Below are 17979 nucleotides of genomic sequence, written 5' to 3'. Positions count from 1 at the left end.
ACCGTGCGGCCATTTCGGTGCCTTCTCCACACGTCCACAGGCCTGATGACTCCTATCAGTGATACGAGGTTTCCATCGTGAAGCTGTCCACCACCAGCCGTGAGCTGCTCTCGCAGCTGCAGACGGTCACGCGCGTGGCCTCGAGCCGCAGCGCGGTCCAGGCCCTGTCCGGCGTCCAGCTCGCCGCCGCCGAGGGCGCGGTCGAGCTGCGCGCCACCGACATGGAGGTCTCCCTCCGCGTGCCGCTGATCGCCACGGTCGAGCGCGACGGCACCGTCGTGCTGCCGGCGCGGCTGCTGCTCGACGTCGCCCGCCAGCTGCCGGACGGGCCGATGACGCTCGAGCTGCGGCAGGCCGAGCAGGACGTGGAGATCGTCTGCGGTCCGGCGCGCTTCCACATCCGCACGCTGCGCAACGAGGACTTCCCGACGCTGCCCACGCGCGCCGACGCCGCCGGCGACCAGGTCGTGACGATGCCCGCTGGGGCGTTCGTCGGGACGATCGGCAAGGTCGCCCGGTCGGCTTCGCGCGACGAGACGCGCCCGATCCTCACCGGCATCCTCGTCTCGGCCTCCGGCGACGAGCTGCGGATGGTCGCCACGGACTCCTACCGGCTGAGCGTCAAGGAGACGAAGCTCGAGGCGCCGATCGAGCAGGGCTTCGAGGCCAACGTGCCGGCGCGGGCGCTGCAGGAGCTCGAGCGGATCGTCCAGGGCGGCGACGCCTCGGAGATCCGGATCGGCCTGCGCGAGAACCAGGTGGTCTTCGAGGTCGGCGCGACCGTCCTGTCGTCGCGGCTGATCGACGGCCAGTTCCCGAACTACCGCCAGCTGCTCCCCGACACCTACGAGCACGAGCTGCACGTGCCGGGCGACGAGCTCGCCGGGGTCGTCCGGCGCATCAGCCTGATGGCGCAGAAGAACGCGCCGCTGCGCCTGGCCTTCCAGGAGGGCGAGCTGACCGTCTCGGCGCAGACCCCGGACGTCGGCGAGGCGAGCGAGCCGCTGCCGGTCCCGTTCACCGGGGAGCCGTTCGAGATCGGCTTCAACCCGGACTTCCTGCGCGACGGCCTGGAGAGCGTGGAGTCCGGCGACGTGGTGCTGAAGCTCATCAGCCCGCTGCGCCCGGGCCTGATCGAGGCCGGCGACGGCAGCGGGTTCCTCTACCTGATCATGCCGATCCGGCTGAACGTCTAGCCGCGATGGTCGTGACCCGCCTGCGGCTGCGGGGCTTCCGCACGCACGAGCGGGTCGAGGTGCGCCTGGGCCCGGGCCTCACCGTGGTCCACGGGCGCAACGGGATCGGCAAGACGAACCTCGTCGAGGGCCTGTACTTCGGCTGTACCGCGCGGTCCTGCCGGACCTCGAACGAGCGCGAGTGCGTGGCCTTCGACGCGGACGCGGCACGGGTCGAGGTCGACACCGTCGACCGTCATGGTGACGAGCACGCGCTGAGCGTCGGCTTCCAGCCGGGGGAGCCCAAGCGCATCCGCGTCGACGACGCGCTCGTGGAGCGCCTGGTCGACCACCCGGCCCGGCCGCTGGTCAGCGTGTTCCTGCCGGACCGTCTCGAGCTCGTCAAGGGCCCGCCGGCGCTGCGCCGCGCGCACCTGGATCAGGTCGTCAGCGCCCTGTGGCCGTCGCGCACCGCCACGCGCCGCTCCTACAAGCAGGCGCTCGCGCAGCGCAACGCGCTGCTCGGCCGCGTCCGTGCGGGGTACGTCGGTCGGGAGGCGCTGGCGCCGTGGGACCTGGAGCTGGGCCGGCACGCGCTGGCGCTGTGCGCCGACCGGGCCGAGACGGTCGCGCTGCTGCAGCCCGGGTTCGTGCAGATTGCCGCCGAGCTGGGACTCGCGGGCGCGCCGGAGCTGCGCTACCGGCCGCGGACGAAGGCCGACAGCCCCGAGGGGTTCGCCGCGGAGCTCGCCGAGCGGCTCGACGGCGACCTGGAGCGCGGCTTCACCGGGCACGGGCCGCACCGCGACGACCTCGCGCTGCTGCGGGACGGCCGCGAGCTGCGGGTCTACGGCTCGCAGGGCGAGCAGCGGCTCGGCCTGCTGGCGCTGCTGCTGTGCGAGCGCGAGGCGCTCGAGGAGGTGCGGGGTGCGGCGCCGCTGATGGTGCTCGACGACGTCATGAGCGAGCTCGACGCCGACCGCCGCGGGCTGCTCGTGGCGCGGCTGCGCCGCGCCGGCCAGAGCGTCATCACCACGACGGACCTCGCCCACGTCCCCGGCGGCGGCGAGGCGGACGTCGTGCGGATCGCGGTGACCGAGGACGGCGTCCTCCAGGAGGCGCAGGCGGCGTGAGCGGCCCGGGCCCCGAGCGCGACCCCGCCCCGGAGCTGCGGCGCCGTCGCGACCGTGCACGCGGGCCCCGCCCGGCGGCCGGGTCGATCGCCCGGCTCGCGGACGCGCTCGCCCCGCAGACGCTGCTGGCCGACGTGCAGCGCGTCTGGCCGCAGGCCGTCGGCGCGGGCGTCGCGGAGCAGGCGGAGCCGACCGCGGCGCAGGGCGGTGTGGTCACGGTGACGTGCCGGTCGAGCGTCTGGGCGGCCGAGCTGGACCTCCTCGCGCCGACCCTGGTGGACCAGCTCAACGCCGCCCTCGGCGAGCCGCTGGTGACCGCGCTGCGCTGCCAGGCGGCGCCCGCGGTGCGCTGGGCGCGCGACGGCCGTCCGCAGCGCTGAGAGAAAGTGCTGTTTTGCAGCACTTTCGTGACGGAGAACGGCCCGGCCGCGTGGGGCTGCTGTGGTAGACTTACGTCAACCAGATCCCGCACCCCGGCCCGGAGTCGGCTGACTCGGTGACCGGGGTTTTTCGCGTACTGATGGAGCGGCATGGCTGACGAGGACGAGCAGGTGCAGGGCGAGCAGGCAGGCGACGGGGCGCAGGAGGCCGAGGCGGCCGCCCGGCGCGCCGAGGAGCAGGCTGCGCGCAAGGAGCGCCAGAAGGGCTCCGAGACCTACGGAGCGGCGGACATCACCGTCCTCGAGGGGCTCGAGGCGGTGCGCAAGCGGCCCGGCATGTACATCGGCTCGACCGGCGTCCGCGGCCTGCACCACCTCGTCTACGAGATCGTCGACAACTCCGTCGACGAGGCGCTCGCGGGCTTCGCCACGCGCGTCGACGTGACGATCCACCCGGACAACCGGGTGACCGTGTCCGACGACGGCCGCGGTATCCCCGTCGGCATGCACCCGAAGGAGAACAAGCCGGCCGTCGAGGTCGTGCTGACCGTCCTGCACGCCGGCGGCAAGTTCGGCGACGGCGGCGGCTACAAGGTCTCCGGCGGCCTGCACGGCGTCGGCTCCTCCGTCGTCAACGCGCTCTCGGAGCTGCTGCAGGTCGAGATCAAGACCGACGGCTACACGTGGTTCCAGGAGTTCGCGCGCGGCGCCAAGCAGATGGAGCTGCAAAAGGGCGAGCCGACGAAGGAGCACGGCACGTCGATCACGTTCGCGCCGGACCCCGACATCTTCGAGACGACCGAGTTCGACTTCCACACGCTCGAGCAGCGGCTGCGCGAGACCGCGTTCCTGACGCGCGGCCTGCGCATCACGATCACCGACGAGCGCGGCGAGGGCCACAAGGCCGACTTCCACTACGAGGGCGGCATCGAGGACTTCGTCAGCTACCTCAACTCCTCCAAGGAGGCGGCCCACGACAAGGTCGTCTTCTTCGACGGGGAGTCCGAGGAGGGCTACGTCGAGATCGCGATGCAGTGGAACACCTCCTACCAGGAGTCGGTGTTCAGCTTCGCGAACAACATCAACACGCACGAGGGCGGCTCGCACATGTCGGGCTTCCGCTCGGCGCTCACGCGCACGCTCAACCGCTACGCGCGCGAGAAGGGCCTGCTGAAGGAGAAGGACGTCAACCTCAGCGGCGAGGACGTCCGCGAGGGGCTCACCGCCGTCATCTCGGTGAAGCTCGGCGACCCCCAGTTCGAGGGGCAGACGAAGACGAAGCTCGGCAACCCCGGCATGGAGGGGTTCGTCGCGTCGGTCGTCAACGCGAAGCTCGCGGAGTTCTTCGAGGAGAACCCGCGCGTCGGCAACAGCGTCATCAAGAAGGCGATCCAGGCCGCCCAGGCCCGCGACGCGGCGCGCAAGGCCCGCGACCTGACGCGCCGCAAGAGCGCGCTGGAGAACTCCAAGCTGCCCGGCAAGCTCGCGGACTGCTCGGTGCGCGACCCCTCGCTGAGCGAGATCTTCGTGGTCGAGGGCGACTCCGCGGGCGGCTCCGCCAAGCAGGGCCGCGACCGCAACACGCAGGCGGTGCTGCCGCTGCGCGGCAAGATCCTCAACGTCGAGAAGGCGCGGATCGACAAGGTCCTCAAGAACAACGAGATCCAGGCGCTGATCACCGCGATCGGCACCGGCGTGCGCGACGAGTTCAACATCGAGGGCGCGCGGTACCACAAGATCATCCTCATGACGGACGCCGACGTCGACGGCGCGCACATCCGCACGCTCGTCCTGACGCTGCTGTTCCGCGAGATGCCGCAGCTCATCGAGGCCGGCTACGTCTACATCGCCAAGCCGCCGTTGTACAAGCTCAAGCAGGGCTCCAACGAGCGCTACATCGAGAAGGAGTCCGAGCTGGAGGAGGTCCTCCTCTCCGACAAGTTCGAGAAGCTCCAGATCGTCGACCGCGAGGGCAACGCGTTCAAGGTCACCGAGGCGCGCTGGCAGCGCTACACGCGGATGCTCAAGCAGTTCGAGGGCTGGGCCTCGACGCTGCGCGCCGCGCACGGCGCCGCGCTCGTCGGGTTCCTCGAGGAGGCCGGCGTCCTCGGCGCGCAGATCGCGAGCGCCGACGCCGCGGTCGCGCACTTCGCCGACGGGGCGACCGACGCCGACGCGGTCTCGGTCGAGCTCGTCGACCAGGACGGCGACGTGCTGACCGTCCGCGGGATCGAGAAGAAGACCGGCCTCGCGCAGACGCACCGCGTCCGCCGCTCGCTGTTCGACTCGCCGGAGTACCGCAGCTTCGTGAAGCTGCACGGCCAGATCGTCGAGCTCGTCGGCCTGCCGACGTTCACCGTGACGCTCGGCGACCGCAGCGAGGAGGCCACGACGTTCGAGGGACTGCGCACCGCGGTGCTCTCCGTCGCGCAGCGCGGCGTGTCGCTCAGCCGCTTCAAGGGCCTGGGCGAGATGAACGCCGAGCAGCTGCGCACGACCACGATGGACCCGACGACCCGCACGCTCGCGCAGGTCTCGATCGAGGACGCGGCCGCGGCCGACCTCATCTTCTCCCAGCTGATGGGCGACGCGGTCGAGCACCGCAAGGCGTTCATCGAGGAGAACGCGCTCGCCGCGACCGTCGACGTCTGACGCTCGCGCGACGCGCCCACCGCAGGACATGACTGACCACGAAGGACGGAAGGTGACGCCCCATGGCGATTGACGTGCTGGACGGCGGGAACATCGAGCCCCGCGCGCTCGAGGAGGAGATGAAGAGCGCGTACCTCGACTACGCGATGTCCGTCATCGTCGGGCGCGCCCTGCCCGACGTGCGCGACGGGCTCAAGCCCGTCCACCGGCGCGTGCTGTTCGGCATGTCGGAGCTGGGCCTCGGACCGACGCGCGGCTACGCGAAGTGCGCCCGCATCGTCGGCGAGGTCATGGGCAACTACCACCCGCACGGCGACTCGTCGATCTACGACACGCTCGTGCGCATGGCGCAGGACTTCTCGCTGCGCTACCCGCTCGTCGACGGCCAGGGCAACTTCGGCTCGATCGACGACGACCCGGCGGCCGCCATGCGGTACACGGAGGCGCGGATGACGCGCCTCGCCGTCGAGATGCTGCGCGACATCGACATGGACACGGTCGACTTCGTGCCCAACTACGACGGGCGCACCCAGGAGCCGACCGTCCTGCCGTCGCGGTTCCCGAACCTGCTCGTCAACGGCTCGTCCGGCATCGCGGTCGGCATGGCGACGAACATCCCGCCGCACAACCTCGGCGAGGTCATCCGGGCGACGATGGCGTTCATCGACGATCCGGACATCACCGTCGACGGTCTGATGGAGCACGTCAAGGGCCCCGACTTCCCGACCGGCGGGATCATCATGGGCCTGCAGGGCATCCGCGACGCGTACGAGACCGGTCGCGGTCGCGTCCGGGTCCGCGCGCGCGTGAACACCGAGGACATCGGGCGCGGCAAGGAGGCGCTGATCGTCACCGAGCTGCCGTTCACGGTGAAGAAGGGCGGCGAGGGCGGCCTGATCACGAAGATCGCCGAGCTCGTGCACGAGAAGAAGCTCTCGGAGATCTCCGACATCCGCGACGAGACCGACCGGCGCGGCATGCGGCTCGTCATCGAGCTCAAGCGCGACGTGCTGCCGAAGGTCGCGCTGAACAAGCTCTACAAGCACACCGCGATGCAGTCGACGTTCGGCGTCAACACCGTCGCGCTCGTCGACGGCGTGCCCAAGACGCTGTCGCTGCGCGAGGTCATCCGCCACTACGTCGAGCACCAGCGCGACGTCATCGTCCGCCGCTGCAAGTTCGAGCTGGCCCAGCTCGAGGCGCGCATCCACGTCCTCGAGGGCCTGCTCATCGCCCTCGACAACCTCGACGCGGTGATCGAGCTGATCCGCCGGTCCAAGAACCGCGAGGAGGCGCGCACCGAGCTCGTCGGCCGCTTCAACCTCTCGGTCATCCAGGCGACCGCGATCCTCGACCTGCGCCTCTCGCAGCTGACGGCGCTCGAGACCGACGCGATCGTGCAGGAGCACGCCGACAAGACCGAGCGCGTGCGCGAGCTGCGCGAGATCCTCGGCGACGAGCAGAAGGTGCTCGACCTCATCAAGGAGGAGCTCGCCGAGATCCTCGACCGCTTCGGCGACGACCGCCGCACCCAGATCTCCCCGAGCGAGGACGACCTCGACATCGAGGACCTCATCCCCGACCAGCAGATGGTCATCACGCTGACGAAGAGCGGCTACATCAAGTCGCTGCCGCTGGCCACCTACCGCGCCCAGCAGCGCGGCGGCCGCGGCGTCACCGGGATGGACATGAAGGACGGGGACTTCATCGAGCACCTGTTCGTCTGCTCGTCCCACGACTACCTGCTGTTCTTCTCCAACCGCGGCAAGGTCTACCGGTCGAAGGTCTACGAGCTGCCCGAGGCGCAGCGCACCTCCAAGGGCCGCGCGCTCGTCAACGTCCTGCCGCTGCGCGAGGGCGAGCGGATCCAGTCGGTCGTCTCCACGCGCGACTTCAAGGAGACGCAGTTCCTGGTGTTCGCGACCCGTGCGGGCGTGATCAAGAAGACCGAGTTCCTCGCGTACAACACGCCGATCAAGGCCGACGGGATCATCGCGATCAAGATCCGGGACGAGGACGAGCTCGTCGCGGTCCGCCCGGTCGACCCCGGCGACGAGATCATCATGGTCTCCCGCGCGGGCCTGACCGTGCGCTTCTCGGAGTCCGACGCGCGCGCCATGGGCCGCGACACCGCCGGCGTGCGCGGCATGGACGCCGAGGAGGTCATCGCGATGGACGTCGCACGCGACGACATGGAGCTGCTCGTCGTGACCGAGAACGGCTACGGCAAGCGCACGAAGATCGACCAGTACCGCAAGACCTCCCGCGGCGCCAAGGGCGTCAAGACGATCGGCCTCACCGACGCGAAGGGCGGCCTGGCCGGCGCGCTCGTCGTGCGCCCGCACCAGGAGCTCGTCTTCATCTCCGAGGGCGGCATGGTGCAGCGCACCGGCGTCAAGGGCATCTCCCAGCAGGGCCGGGCGGCGACCGGCGTGCGCGTGATGAACCCCAAGGACGACGACCGCGTCTCGGCCGTCGCGCTCGTGGTCGAGGGCAACGGCGCCCAGGAGGACGGGGCGCTCGAGCCGATCGAGGGCATCGACGCGGCGATTGGCACGGAGCCCGGATCCGAACCGGCGGGTGGCGACGCGCCCGCTGAGGAGGCCTGAGCGGGTCAACCGTTGAGGTTCCGTCCGGGCCGTTGCTACAGTCGGTTCACCAGAGAAAGGAGGTGGTCCGTATCTGTAGTCACAGTTCTTGCGGGACCCTGGAGGTGGCCGGCACCTGAGCCGGTTGGCTGGACCGCTCAGCGGAATACCAGCCGGGCACCGTCGTCGCTCCTTGCCGCTTGGTCCCACGGCAGACGTACCTAGGACGACGATCTTCCAGTCACAGTTGGGCGAAGGCCGCGGTCCGTCGAAACCGCGGCCTTCGCAGTTCTCGGGGCGCTCCGCCGATCGTGCGGTCGCCTATGCTCCGCGGCCGTGCTCCGCACCCTCGAAGGCCGCGCACAGCTGACCGTCGTCGCCCTCTGGGTCGCGGCCGTCGCGTCGATCGCCGACGCCTACGCGCACGTCAACCGGCTGCGCATCGTGCAGGACGCGGTGAACACCCAGGTCGGGGACGTCGCCATCGCCGTGCCCGACTCGGTCATCGGCCGCGCCGACGACTACGTGACGATCACGCTCGTACTCAGCGTCGTCTGCCTGCTCGCCGTCGCCGCCCTGTGGCTGCCCTGGCAGCACGCGGCGCACCGCCGGCTCGCCGACCGCCTCGACGGGCGGCTCGCCGAGCCGCGCAGCGGCCTGCTCGCCTGGGTGGTGCCCGGGGTCAACCTCCTCGCCCCGCCGCTCGTGCTGGCGGCGCTGCTGCGGGCGGGCGGCCGCCGGGCGGCCGCGCTGCTGGCCGGCTGGTGGGTGGCGTGGCTCGCCGCGATCAGCCTCGCCGTCGTGGGCACCGCCAACCCGGACAGCCTCGCCGACCAGCGGCTGCCCGACGGGCTCGCGATGATCGGGGACATCCTCGCCCTCGCCGCCGCGGTCGCCGCGATCGGCGTCGTCCGGGCGCTCACCGAGGTCGCGGCCGCGGCGCCGCCCGGCGAGGACCGACGGATCTAGGCGGCGTCCGCGTAGGCGTCGGCGTCCGGCAGCCACGGCCGCCAGGCCGCCGGGATCCGCGGCGACGCCACGTGGATGAAGACGTGCGGGCTCGGCTCGCGCGGCGGCCGGCGCGGGTGCATGTTCGCCTGGGCGGGCAGGTGGTCGGACTTGCGTCGGTTGCACGGGGCGCACGACGCGACGATGTTGGTCCAGTCCGAGCTGCCGCCCTTGGAGCGCGGGATCACGTGGTCGACGGTCAGCTGCTGGCGCGACCCGCAGTACTGGCACTCCCAGCCGTCACGGGCGAACACGGCGCGGCGGGTGATCTTGCGCCGGTGCGTGTCGCGCGGGACGCGCACGTAGTGGGTCAGCCGGATCACCGCGGGGCGCGTCATCACCTCGCACTCCGAGCGCAGCGGACGCTCCCCCTGCTCGATCACCTCGGCCTTGCTCTTCAGCAGCAGGACGACGGCACGGCGCACCGTGCACACGTTGATCGGTTCGTACGTCGCGTTGAGGACGAGCACCCGGCCACCTTCTCGTCCACGTCGCCGGTGCTCGGAGAGCGACGTGGACCGCAGTTGCGCTGCTGGCGTGGTGGATGGCACGCGCCGAGTGTAACGGCCGACGCGGCGAGCGCCAGCCCCTCAGGCCGCCAGGTAGGAGCCGAGCACGCGGGTGGAGGCGCCGTGGATCTCCAGCGCGGCGACCGCCTCCGCCACCCGCGGGTCGGCGATCGACCCGTCCATGTCGAGGTGGAAGAGGTAGTGGCCCAGCCGGTGCCGGGCGGGCCGCGACTCGATCTTCGTGAGGTTGACGCCGCGGAACGCGAACTCGCTCAGGCAGCGCACCAGCCAGCCGGGTCGACCGTCGCCGTCCCCGGAGAAGACCACCGACGTCTTCCACCTGCCGCCCGGTGCGTCCGCTGCGTCGTCCACGGCCCCGTCGCGCGCGAGCCACACGAACCGGGTCACGTTCGACGCGTCGTCCTCGACGCCCTCGCGCAGCACCACCGCGCCGTAGAGCTCGGCGGCCAGGGCGGTGCCGATCGCCGCGGCCGGCGGGTCGGGTGCCTCGCCGGCGGCGACGAGCCGGATCGCCTCCGCGGTGCTCGCCGCCGGGAGGACCGCGGCCGACGGCAGCTCGCGGCGCAGGAAGTCCTGGCACTGGCCGTTGGCCTGCGGGTGCGAGAGCACCGTGCGGATCGCCGCCAGCGGCACGTCCTGCGCGGCGACGAGGCAGTGGCGCACCGCGAGGACCTCCTCGCCGACCATCCGCACGTCCGGGGCGTCGAAGGCGAGCGCGTCGAGCGTCGCGTTGACCGCGCCCTCGAGGGCGTTCTCGATCGGGACCAGCGCCCGCTCGACCGTCCCCGACTGGACGGCGAGCACGGTCGCGTGCACCGTGCCCGCGGGCACGAGCTCCGCGTCGGCGGGGGTCCGCGGGCTGGCGTGCACGGCCGCGTGGGAGAACGTCCCGGCCGGGCCGAGGAAGCCGATCCGCATCAGACCGCCTGGTCGTCCACGGGCTCGACCTCGCGGGCCAGGGCGAGCTCGATCGCCTGCTGCTCCTCCGGGGAGAGCTGCAGCTCCCCCTGCCCGTTGCGGACGAGCTTCGCGTACATCCGCGCGCTCTCCCGGTGGTGGATCGAGGACACGACGACCCCGGAGCGGGTCGCGTCGAGCAGCGCGATCGACGTCGACTGCCGGCCCGACATCTCGTTGTAGGCGTCGTAGCGCACGAGCCCGTGGTACGTGATCGCGCCGTCGAGCCGCAGCTCCGCGGTCGCGAGGCGGTCGTCGAGCCGCGCCGACACGTCCTCGACGTAGTCGTGCAGGACCGCGAAGGAGTGCTCCAGCCGCGCGGCGTGGGCCACGAGGTCCTGCGCGCCGCCCGTCCCGAGGACCACGCGCTGGTGCGCGGCGATGCGGCGCAGGCGCACGGTGGCGGTCACCGCGAACGCCAGCGCGGCGAGCGCGAGCACCACGGCGACGGCCGCGACGATCCCGGTGGTCGTGCTCAGCTCGTCCACGCCTGCAGGGTATCCGGGACGCCGCCCGGAGCACCGTGCGCGCCGCGGGCCGCTAGCGGGTGAAGAGCACGGTGTAGGTGCTCTTGTTGTTGTCGAGGACCTTCTCGCCCGGGACGCCCCGGACCTCGACCTCGACGGTCGACGGCGTGCCGATCGGCGGCGCGTCGGTCAGCGGCACGACGGTCGTGATCGACGTGCCGGCCTTCGTCTGGTTGATCGTCTTCGACACGCTGATCGTCTTCGTGCCGGGCGAGCGCACGCGCACGAACACGCGCACGTCGGTCTCGTCGTTCTCGCCCTGGTTGGCGAACTTCACGGTGAAGGCGAGGTTCGAGCCGGCCTGCACGCGGTTGACCGAGCCGCCGGGCTGCAGCGTCGTCGTGCCGACCGCGGTGCTCTCCAGGCCGTGACCGTGCGTGCCCGGGGCCGGCGCGCTGCTCGCGCCCTGCCCGCCACCGGCACGCTGCGCGCCCAGCCGGCCGGCGACCTGGTCGACGTTCAGCCACGCCACGGTCGGCAGGAACTGGCTCGTCGCGATGCTCTGGCCACTGATCTCCGCGTCGTCGAGCGCCTGCTTGATCAGCGGCGCGACGCGCTGGGAGTAGACGACGTCGGAGGCGAGGAACGCGCTCATCTGCCCGGCGATCTGGCGGACCGCGTTCTCCGCGCTCTGGCGGTTGTCCTCGCCGTCGGCCTTCGCGGCGCCGATCCGGTCGGCGATCTTGCGCAGCGCCTCGGCGCGCAGGTTCATCACCAGCTCGAGGTTCTGCTGGGCCGGGGCCATCTCGTCGGGCGCGTCGAGGCTGCGGGCGCGCTGGGCGTCCTGGTCGGCCACCACGCGGTACTCGTTGATCCCCTGCTCGAGCTCGGTCGCGTCGCCGGTGGCGCCGCCGAGCAGCTCGAAGAACGGCTCGCTGACCTGCTCGTTGGACGAGCTGACGATCGCCGTCACCTCGCGGTTGTAGTCCTTGAGCGCGCGCTCCTTGCGGCTGTCCAGACAGCCCTTGACGCCGAGGACCAGCAGGAAGAAGACGACGATCCCGGCGCCGAGCGCGGCGATCTGCCGGTTGCGCAGCGTCTGCGGGTCCGGTGCGGCCGCGGACCGTCGAGGACGGGCCGCCGCTGGTGCGGGGCGTCGGGGCCGGGCCGGCCTGGTTGCGCGTGTGGGCTCGTCGTCGTCGAAGAACGACATGGTCTTGGGGGCGCGACAGCGGGGAGCGCCGGGCAGGGCCGGGTGCGCCGCTTCCGCAGAGGCAGTATGACCGCCCCGTGAGGAGCGTGTTTCCCCTGCAAGTTCGCCGTCAAACGGTGCGATCCCTTCCCCGTCGGCAGGACACCTCGCCCGGGAGCGGAACGACGAACCGGTGGAGACCGCCCCGCACACCACGCGTCCCGGCGCCGTCCCGGAGCTCGTGCTCGGCCGCTACCGGCTCGGGCGTCGCCTCGGCTCGGGCGGGATGGGGACCGTGCACGTCGCGCACGACGAGCAGCTCGACCGGGCGGTGGCGGTCAAGCGGATCGCGGTAGGCGACCCGGCGATCGCCAAGCGCGCAACCCGCGAGGGCAAGGCCGCCGCGCGCGTGCAGCACCCGGGGATCGTCGCGCTCTACGAGGCGGGCCGCGAGGGCGACACCGTGTACCTCGTCAGCGAGCTCGTCCGCGGCCACACCCTGCGCGAGCTGCTCGACGAGGGCGCGTTCAGCGACCGCGACGTGCTGCTCACCGGCGTCGTGCTCTGCGACGCGCTCGCGCACGCGCACGCCCGCGGGATCGTGCACCGCGACGTGAAGCCCGGGAACATCCTCGTGCCCGCGCGGCCCGGCGGCGACGTGCACGGCGAGGGGATCGCCAAGCTCACCGACTTCGGGGTCGCCTGGATGGCCGGCGACGACGCGCTCACCCGCACCGGGGACCTCGTCGGCACGCTCGCCTACATGGCGCCCGAGCAGGCCGAGGGGGGCGAGATCTCTCCGGCCACCGACCTGTACGCACTCGCGCTCGTGCTCTACGAGGCGCTGTGCGGGGTCAACCCGGTGCGCGGCATGAACCCGGCGCGGCCCGCGCACGCCGCCCAGACCGTGCGACGCATCGGCCGTCGGATGCCCGCGCTGGGCCGCCTGCGCCGCGACCTGCCGCTGCCCCTGTGCGCGGCGATCGACCGCGGCGTGCGCCCGCATCCCGAGGACCGCGGCACCGTCGAGGAGCTCCGCGACGCGCTGCGCGACGCCCTCGACGACGTCGGCGACGAGCCCGGCACGATCGCCGCCCCCGCGACCGAGCGGCTCGAGCGCGCCGCGTGGGGCGGCCGCCACGAGACGTGGGAGGACGACGACCCGTCGCTCGTCGCCGCCGTGCGCCCGCGCCCGTCGCAGCGCGTCGTGGCGGGGCTCGGTGCCGGGGTGCTGCTCGCCGCGGCGGTCCAGTGGCTCGGCCCCACGCCGTTTGCGCCCCCGCTCGCCGTGGCGGCGGTCACCGCGGTGCTCGTCGCGCTGCTGCCGCGCCTGGGCTGGCTGGCCGCCGTCACGGGCCTGCTGCTCTGGCTCACCGACGCGGGGGCCGCCGGCACCGCCACCTACGTCGTCCTCGCGGCGCTGCCCGTGGCCCTGCTCGCCCGCCGCGCCGGGGCGTGGTGGTCGCTGCCCGCGTTCGCGCCCGGCCTCGGCCTCGGGGCGCTCGCGCTCGCCTACCCGACGATCGCCGGCCAGGCGCCGCGGCCCGCCCAGCGGTTCGTGCTCGGGCTGCTCGGCTGCTGGTGGCTGCTGCTCGCCGAGACCCTCAGCGGCGAGCGGCTGCTGTTCGGGGCCACCGGCCTGCTCGATCCCGCCGTCGCCCGCGCGCCGCGCGACCTCGGGACCGGCACGGTGCTCGCCGACGTCGCCTGGCCCGTGCTGTCCAGCGGGCTGCTGCTCGTCGGCGTGCTCTGGGGCCTCGCCGCCGCCGTGCTGCCGCTGCTCGTGCGCGGGCGCGTCGCCGCCGTCGACCTCGTCGCGGCGACCGTGTGGGCGGCCGCGCTGGCGACCGGCACGCAGGCGCTCGGCGGGGTCGTGCGCGGCTTCGGGGCCACGGCCGGCGCCCCCGAGCCGCGCGGGCTCGTCGCCGGGGCGGTGCTCGCCGCCGTGCTCGCGGTCGCGGTGCGGGCGGTGTCCGCCCCGTCACGCTCGGGGCCCGAGACCCGTTCCCTTCCGTAGCATGACGGGGCAGGTCTTCCGCAGATGAGCGTCCTTCGCAACCTCGAGAGCAGGATCGCCGGCCTCGTCGAGGGGACGTTCGGCCGTGTCTTCCGCACGCCCGTGCGACCGGTCGAGATCGCCCGGCGGCTCGTCAAGGAGATGGACGAGCACCGCACCGTGTCCGTGTCCCGCACCTACGTCCCGAACGAGTACATCGTCTGGCTCTCGCCCGAGGACCGCGAGTCGTTCGTCGCGATCGAGCACGAGGTCGCCGACGAGCTGGCCGTCCGCGTGCTCGAGCACGCCCGCGGGGAGCGCCTCGCGCTCGTGTCCCGGCCGGTCATCACGTTCGACACCGACGACCGGCTGCGGCTCGGCGAGTTCGGCATCCAGGCCCGGCTCGTGCGCCCCGAGGAGAGCCCGCGCGCCCGCGCGACCGGCGACGTGCCCGCGGTCGTCCAGGCCGAGCACTCGAGCACGATGGTCTTCTCCAGCGCCGAGCGGCTCAGCGAGCCGCTCGAGCCGCAGCGCGCCGAGCGGCGCGGCCGGGCGCTCGTCGTCGCCGAGGGACGGCGGATGGTCGTCCCGGCGGGCGGCGCCGTCATCGGCCGCAGCCGCGAGTGCGACATCGTGCTCGGCGACTCCAACGTCAGCCGCCGGCACGCGGAGATCCGCCCGCACGGCAACGGCTGGGTGGTCGAGGACCTCGGCTCCACCAACGGCGTGCGCGTCAACGGCGACCCCGCCCGCGGCGCCACCCCGATCCGGGGCGGCGACCGCCTCGACATCGGCACCGTCCCCGTCTCCTTCGAGGTCGAATGACGCTCGAGCCGATCTCCGTCGCGTTGCAGTTCGGCTTCCTCGCCGTCCTGTACCTGTTCATCCTCTGGGTGTCGCGCAGCGCGCTGAAGGACCTGCGCAGCGCGGTCAAGCCGCAGCAGGGCCCGCAGGCCTTCCAGCCGATCGTCGGCGCGCCCTCGGACGCGACCGGCCTGCACAGCGCCGCGGAGCTGCCGCGCACCGACCTCGACGGGCTCGACGCCCGGCTCGTCGTCGAGCGCGCCCCCGGGCACACGGCAGGGATGGAGTACGAGATCGGCGAAGGAGCGGTCATGGGTCGCGGAGACCAGGCCGAGATCCGGCTCCAGGACCCGTTCGCCAGCTCGCGCCACGCGCGTCTGGTGCGACAGGGTGGCGTGATCGTGCTGGAGGATCTTGGGTCCACCAACGGCACCTACCTCAACGAGGAGCTCCTGGGCGGCCCGCAGCCGCTCCACGCCGGGGACCGCGTCCGGATCGGCGACAGTGAGTTCACCTACCTCGAGGGGTAGGGACCAGAGGAACCCTTTTCGTGCTTCGCGTCGCCGACTACTTCAAGGACACCGACACCGGCCGTGCCCGCCGGGCCAACGAGGACTCCGCGTTCGCGCGGGCGCCCCTGTTCGCGGTCGCCGACGGCATGGGCGGCGCGCAGGCCGGCGAGGTCGCCTCGCGGATGGCGGTCTCCGTGCTCGAGCCCGGCCTGCCCGAGGGCGAGGGCAGCGTCGAGGAGCGCCTCGCCGCGCTCGTCCAGGACGCCAACGCCCAGATCCACGAGCTCTCGCGCGCCGACGAGGACCGTGCGGGCATGGGCACGACGATCACCGCCGCGTACGTCGGCGAGGAGGAGCTGTCGATCGCGCACGTCGGCGACAGCCGCCTGTACCTGCTGCGGGACGGCAGCTTTGAGCGGCTGACGCGCGACCACTCGCTCGTCGACGAGCTCGTCCGCGAGGGCAAGCTCACGCCCGAGGAGGCGGACGTCCACCCGCAGCGGTCGATCATCACCCGGGCGCTCGGGCCCGAGCCGGCGGTCGAGGTCGACCGGCTCACCTGGCGCGCCCGCGCGGGCGACGTGTACCTGCTGTGCTCCGACGGCCTGACGTCGATGGTGCCCGAGGGTCGCGTCGGCGAGATCGTCGCCGCGGCCGGGTCGCTGCCCGACGCGGGCCGGGCGCTGATCGACGCCGCCAACGCCGCGGGCGGCCGCGACAACATCACCGTCGTCCTGTTCCGCCTCGAGGAGGTCGCGTTCGCCGGCGCCGCCGACGACCAGGCGACCCGCCTGGGCGACACCGCCCCGACCGTCGCCGACGTGCAGGCCGCGCTGCGCGACGCCCCGCCCGCGACGCGCGAGTCGTCGATCGCCACCGCCGCGCCCGCCCCGGTGCAGCAGCGCCAGCCGCGCGCGCCGGGCATGAAGGTCAAGGAGGCCAAGGAGCGCGGTCCCGTCCGCAAGCTCGCGCGGGGCCTGATCTGGCTGCTCGTCGTCCTGTTCCCGTTCGCGGCCGGCGGCTACATCGCCTCCCAGGCCGTGTACTTCGTCGGCGTCGACGACGAGGGCTTCGTCACCGTGTACAAGGGCGTGCCCTACGAGCTGCCCGGCGGCCTGGACATGTTCTCCGAGAACTTCGTGTCCGGCGTGCCCGCGAGCACGCTGCCGGCGCGCGCGCAGGACACGGTCACCGCGCACAAGCTCCGCTCGCTGGAGGACGCCAACGACCTGGTGCGTCAGATCGAGCGGGGGGAGCTCGCCGGGCAGGCCGGCGGATGAGCGCGCGCACACGCGAGCTCTTCGCGCTGATCCCCGCGTCGCTGCTGGTGACGGCCGGGTTCACGGCCGTCTTCGTCCAGCGCGACGACGTGCTGACGAACCTGTCGCTCACCTACGGGGCGATCTTCCTCGGCCTCTGCTTCGCCGCGCACCTGTTCCTGCGGGTGATGCTCAAGGAGGCCGACCCGTACCTGTTCCCGCTCGTCGCGGTGCTCGCGTGCTTCGGCCTGGTGATGATCTACCGCCTCGACGAGGACCTCGCGCGCGAGCAGGCGCAGTGGTTCGTGTTCGGCCTCATCGCGTTCGCGGCGACGATCATCACCTGCCGCGACTACCGCAAGCTCGAGCAGTACCGGTACGTCATCGCGGTCGGGTCGCTGGCGCTGCTGCTCCTGCCGCGCGTGCCCGGCATCGGGCAGCAGACCAACGGCGCCTACCTGGGGATCGGCATCGGCCCGATCACGTTCCAGCCCGCCGAGTTCGCGAAGATCGGCATCGTCATCTTCCTCGCGTCCTACCTGCGCGACACGCGGCAGCTGCTCGTGACCGGGGGACGGACCTTCGCTGGGATCGTCATCCCGCCGCTGAAGCACCTCGGGCCGCTGCTCGTCATCTGGGGCGGCGCCATGGTCCTGCTCGTCTTCATCCGCGACCTCGGCTCGTCGCTGATGTTCTTCGGCGGGTTCCTCGCGCTGATCTACGTCGCGACGAACCGGCTGAGCTTCCCGCTCATCGGCCTGGGGATGTTCGCCGCCGGGTTCTGGTTCTTCGCCAACACCGTCGGGCACGTCCAGAACCGCATCGACGCGTGGCGCGACCCGTTCGATCGCTCGCTCTTCGAGCAGGTCGGCGGCAGCGAGCAGCTCGCCCAGTCGCTGTTCGCGCAGGCCGACGGCGGCTTCTTCGGCGCCGGCTTCGGCCAGGCGTTCACGACGCTGCAGAACGGCGACATCCAGTTCCTGCCGGCGGCGCAGACCGACCTCATCTACGCGCTCATCACCAACGAGCTCGGGCTCGTCGGCGCCGCCGCCGTGATCCTCGTCTACCTGCTCATCGTCGAGCGCGGGTTCAAGGTCGCGATGCTCGCCCGCGACTCGTTCTCCAAGCTGCTGGCCACCGGCCTGACCGCGGTGTTCGCGCTGCAGGTGTTCGTCATCGTCGGCGGCGTCACGAAGGTGATCCCGCTCACCGGCGTCACGCTGCCCTTCATCTCCTACGGCGGCTCCTCGATCGTCGCGAACTTCGTGCTGCTCGCGCTCCTGCTGTGCGTCTCCGACAAGGCGCGCCGGGAGATCTGAGGCCGCC

Annotated in this window: 15 protein-coding genes; 11 read left to right on the top strand and 4 right to left on the bottom strand. The window is 72.4% G+C overall.

Annotated elements, in window-relative coordinates; translation table 11 throughout:
• The first annotated feature begins 77 nt into the window (after positions 1-77).
• The 6 genes from dnaN to C7Y72_RS05930 all read left to right on the top strand — a co-directional run bounded on the left by dnaN (position 78) and on the right by C7Y72_RS05930 (position 8897).
• Positions 78-1196, top strand: a complete 1119-nt coding sequence (gene dnaN, locus C7Y72_RS05955) for a DNA polymerase III subunit beta (protein ID WP_107567662.1) — start codon at positions 78-80, stop codon at positions 1194-1196.
• A 5-nt stretch (positions 1197-1201) separates the two neighbouring features.
• Positions 1202-2308, top strand: a complete 1107-nt coding sequence (gene recF / locus C7Y72_RS05950; protein WP_107567661.1) for a DNA replication/repair protein RecF — start codon at positions 1202-1204, stop codon at positions 2306-2308.
• Positions 2305-2688 (top strand): DciA family protein, encoded by a 384-nt coding sequence (locus C7Y72_RS05945; RefSeq protein ID WP_107567660.1) that lies wholly within the window; start codon positions 2305-2307, stop codon positions 2686-2688. Before recF ends, C7Y72_RS05945 begins: the two co-directional genes overlap by 4 nt.
• 150 nt (positions 2689-2838) lie before the next feature.
• Positions 2839-5340 (top strand): DNA topoisomerase (ATP-hydrolyzing) subunit B, encoded by a 2502-nt coding sequence (gene gyrB, locus C7Y72_RS05940; protein ID WP_107567659.1) that lies wholly within the window; start codon positions 2839-2841, stop codon positions 5338-5340.
• A gap of 62 nt (positions 5341-5402) precedes the next feature.
• Positions 5403-7949, top strand: a complete 2547-nt coding sequence (gene gyrA / locus C7Y72_RS05935; RefSeq protein ID WP_107567658.1) for a DNA gyrase subunit A — start codon at positions 5403-5405, stop codon at positions 7947-7949.
• Between the two features lie 315 nt (positions 7950-8264).
• Positions 8265-8897, top strand: coding sequence for a DUF4328 domain-containing protein (locus C7Y72_RS05930; protein WP_107567657.1), 633 nt, complete (start codon positions 8265-8267; stop codon positions 8895-8897).
• Here C7Y72_RS05930 and C7Y72_RS05925 read toward each other — a convergent pair.
• The 4 genes from C7Y72_RS05925 to C7Y72_RS05910 form a co-directional block, all read right to left on the bottom strand.
• Complete coding sequence (locus tag C7Y72_RS05925; protein ID WP_107567656.1) at positions 8894-9406, bottom strand: HNH endonuclease; 513 nt, start codon at positions 9404-9406, stop codon at positions 8894-8896. The genes C7Y72_RS05930 and C7Y72_RS05925 overlap by 4 nt on opposite strands.
• 120 nt (positions 9407-9526) lie before the next feature.
• The gene (pheA, locus tag C7Y72_RS05920) at positions 9527-10384 is read right to left on the bottom strand and encodes a prephenate dehydratase (protein ID WP_107567655.1); all 858 of its coding nucleotides are present in this window, start codon (positions 10382-10384) and stop codon (positions 9527-9529) included.
• Positions 10384-10911: a DUF4446 family protein gene (locus C7Y72_RS05915; protein WP_107567654.1), complete on the bottom strand. Its 528-nt coding sequence runs from the start codon at positions 10909-10911 to the stop codon at positions 10384-10386. The genes pheA and C7Y72_RS05915 overlap by 1 nt, the downstream gene beginning before the upstream one ends.
• Before the next feature lie 52 nt (positions 10912-10963).
• Positions 10964-12103 carry a hypothetical protein gene (locus C7Y72_RS05910; protein ID WP_107567653.1) on the bottom strand — a complete coding sequence of 380 codons (1140 nt, stop codon included), beginning with the start codon at positions 12101-12103 and terminating at the stop codon, positions 10964-10966.
• A 172-nt stretch (positions 12104-12275) separates the two neighbouring features.
• Here C7Y72_RS05910 and C7Y72_RS05905 point away from each other — a divergent pair, with 172 nt between their 5' ends.
• From C7Y72_RS05905 to C7Y72_RS05885, 5 genes are read left to right on the top strand one after another with little or no spacing between them, the layout of a single operon-like run.
• On the top strand, positions 12276-14099 hold the full coding sequence (locus C7Y72_RS05905; protein ID WP_107567652.1) for a serine/threonine-protein kinase: 1824 nt from the start codon (positions 12276-12278) through the stop codon (positions 14097-14099).
• Positions 14100-14123: 24 nt separating this feature from the next.
• Complete coding sequence (locus tag C7Y72_RS05900) at positions 14124-14903, top strand: FHA domain-containing protein (RefSeq protein ID WP_107567651.1); 780 nt, start codon at positions 14124-14126, stop codon at positions 14901-14903.
• Positions 14900-15412, top strand: coding sequence for an FHA domain-containing protein (locus tag C7Y72_RS05895; protein ID WP_107567650.1), 513 nt, complete (start codon positions 14900-14902; stop codon positions 15410-15412). Before C7Y72_RS05900 ends, C7Y72_RS05895 begins: the two co-directional genes overlap by 4 nt.
• A 20-nt stretch (positions 15413-15432) precedes the next feature.
• Positions 15433-16674 (top strand): Stp1/IreP family PP2C-type Ser/Thr phosphatase, encoded by a 1242-nt coding sequence (locus C7Y72_RS05890; RefSeq protein WP_107567649.1) that lies wholly within the window; start codon positions 15433-15435, stop codon positions 16672-16674.
• Complete coding sequence (locus C7Y72_RS05885) at positions 16671-17972, top strand: FtsW/RodA/SpoVE family cell cycle protein (RefSeq protein WP_107567648.1); 1302 nt, start codon at positions 16671-16673, stop codon at positions 17970-17972. The genes C7Y72_RS05890 and C7Y72_RS05885 overlap by 4 nt, the downstream gene beginning before the upstream one ends.
• The last annotated feature ends 7 nt before the right edge of the window (positions 17973-17979 follow it).

The sequence above is a fragment of the Paraconexibacter algicola genome (genome assembly GCF_003044185.1).
Lineage (GTDB): Bacteria > Actinomycetota > Thermoleophilia > Solirubrobacterales > Solirubrobacteraceae > Paraconexibacter > Paraconexibacter algicola.
This window is presented reverse-complemented; position numbering and strand designations above follow the sequence as displayed.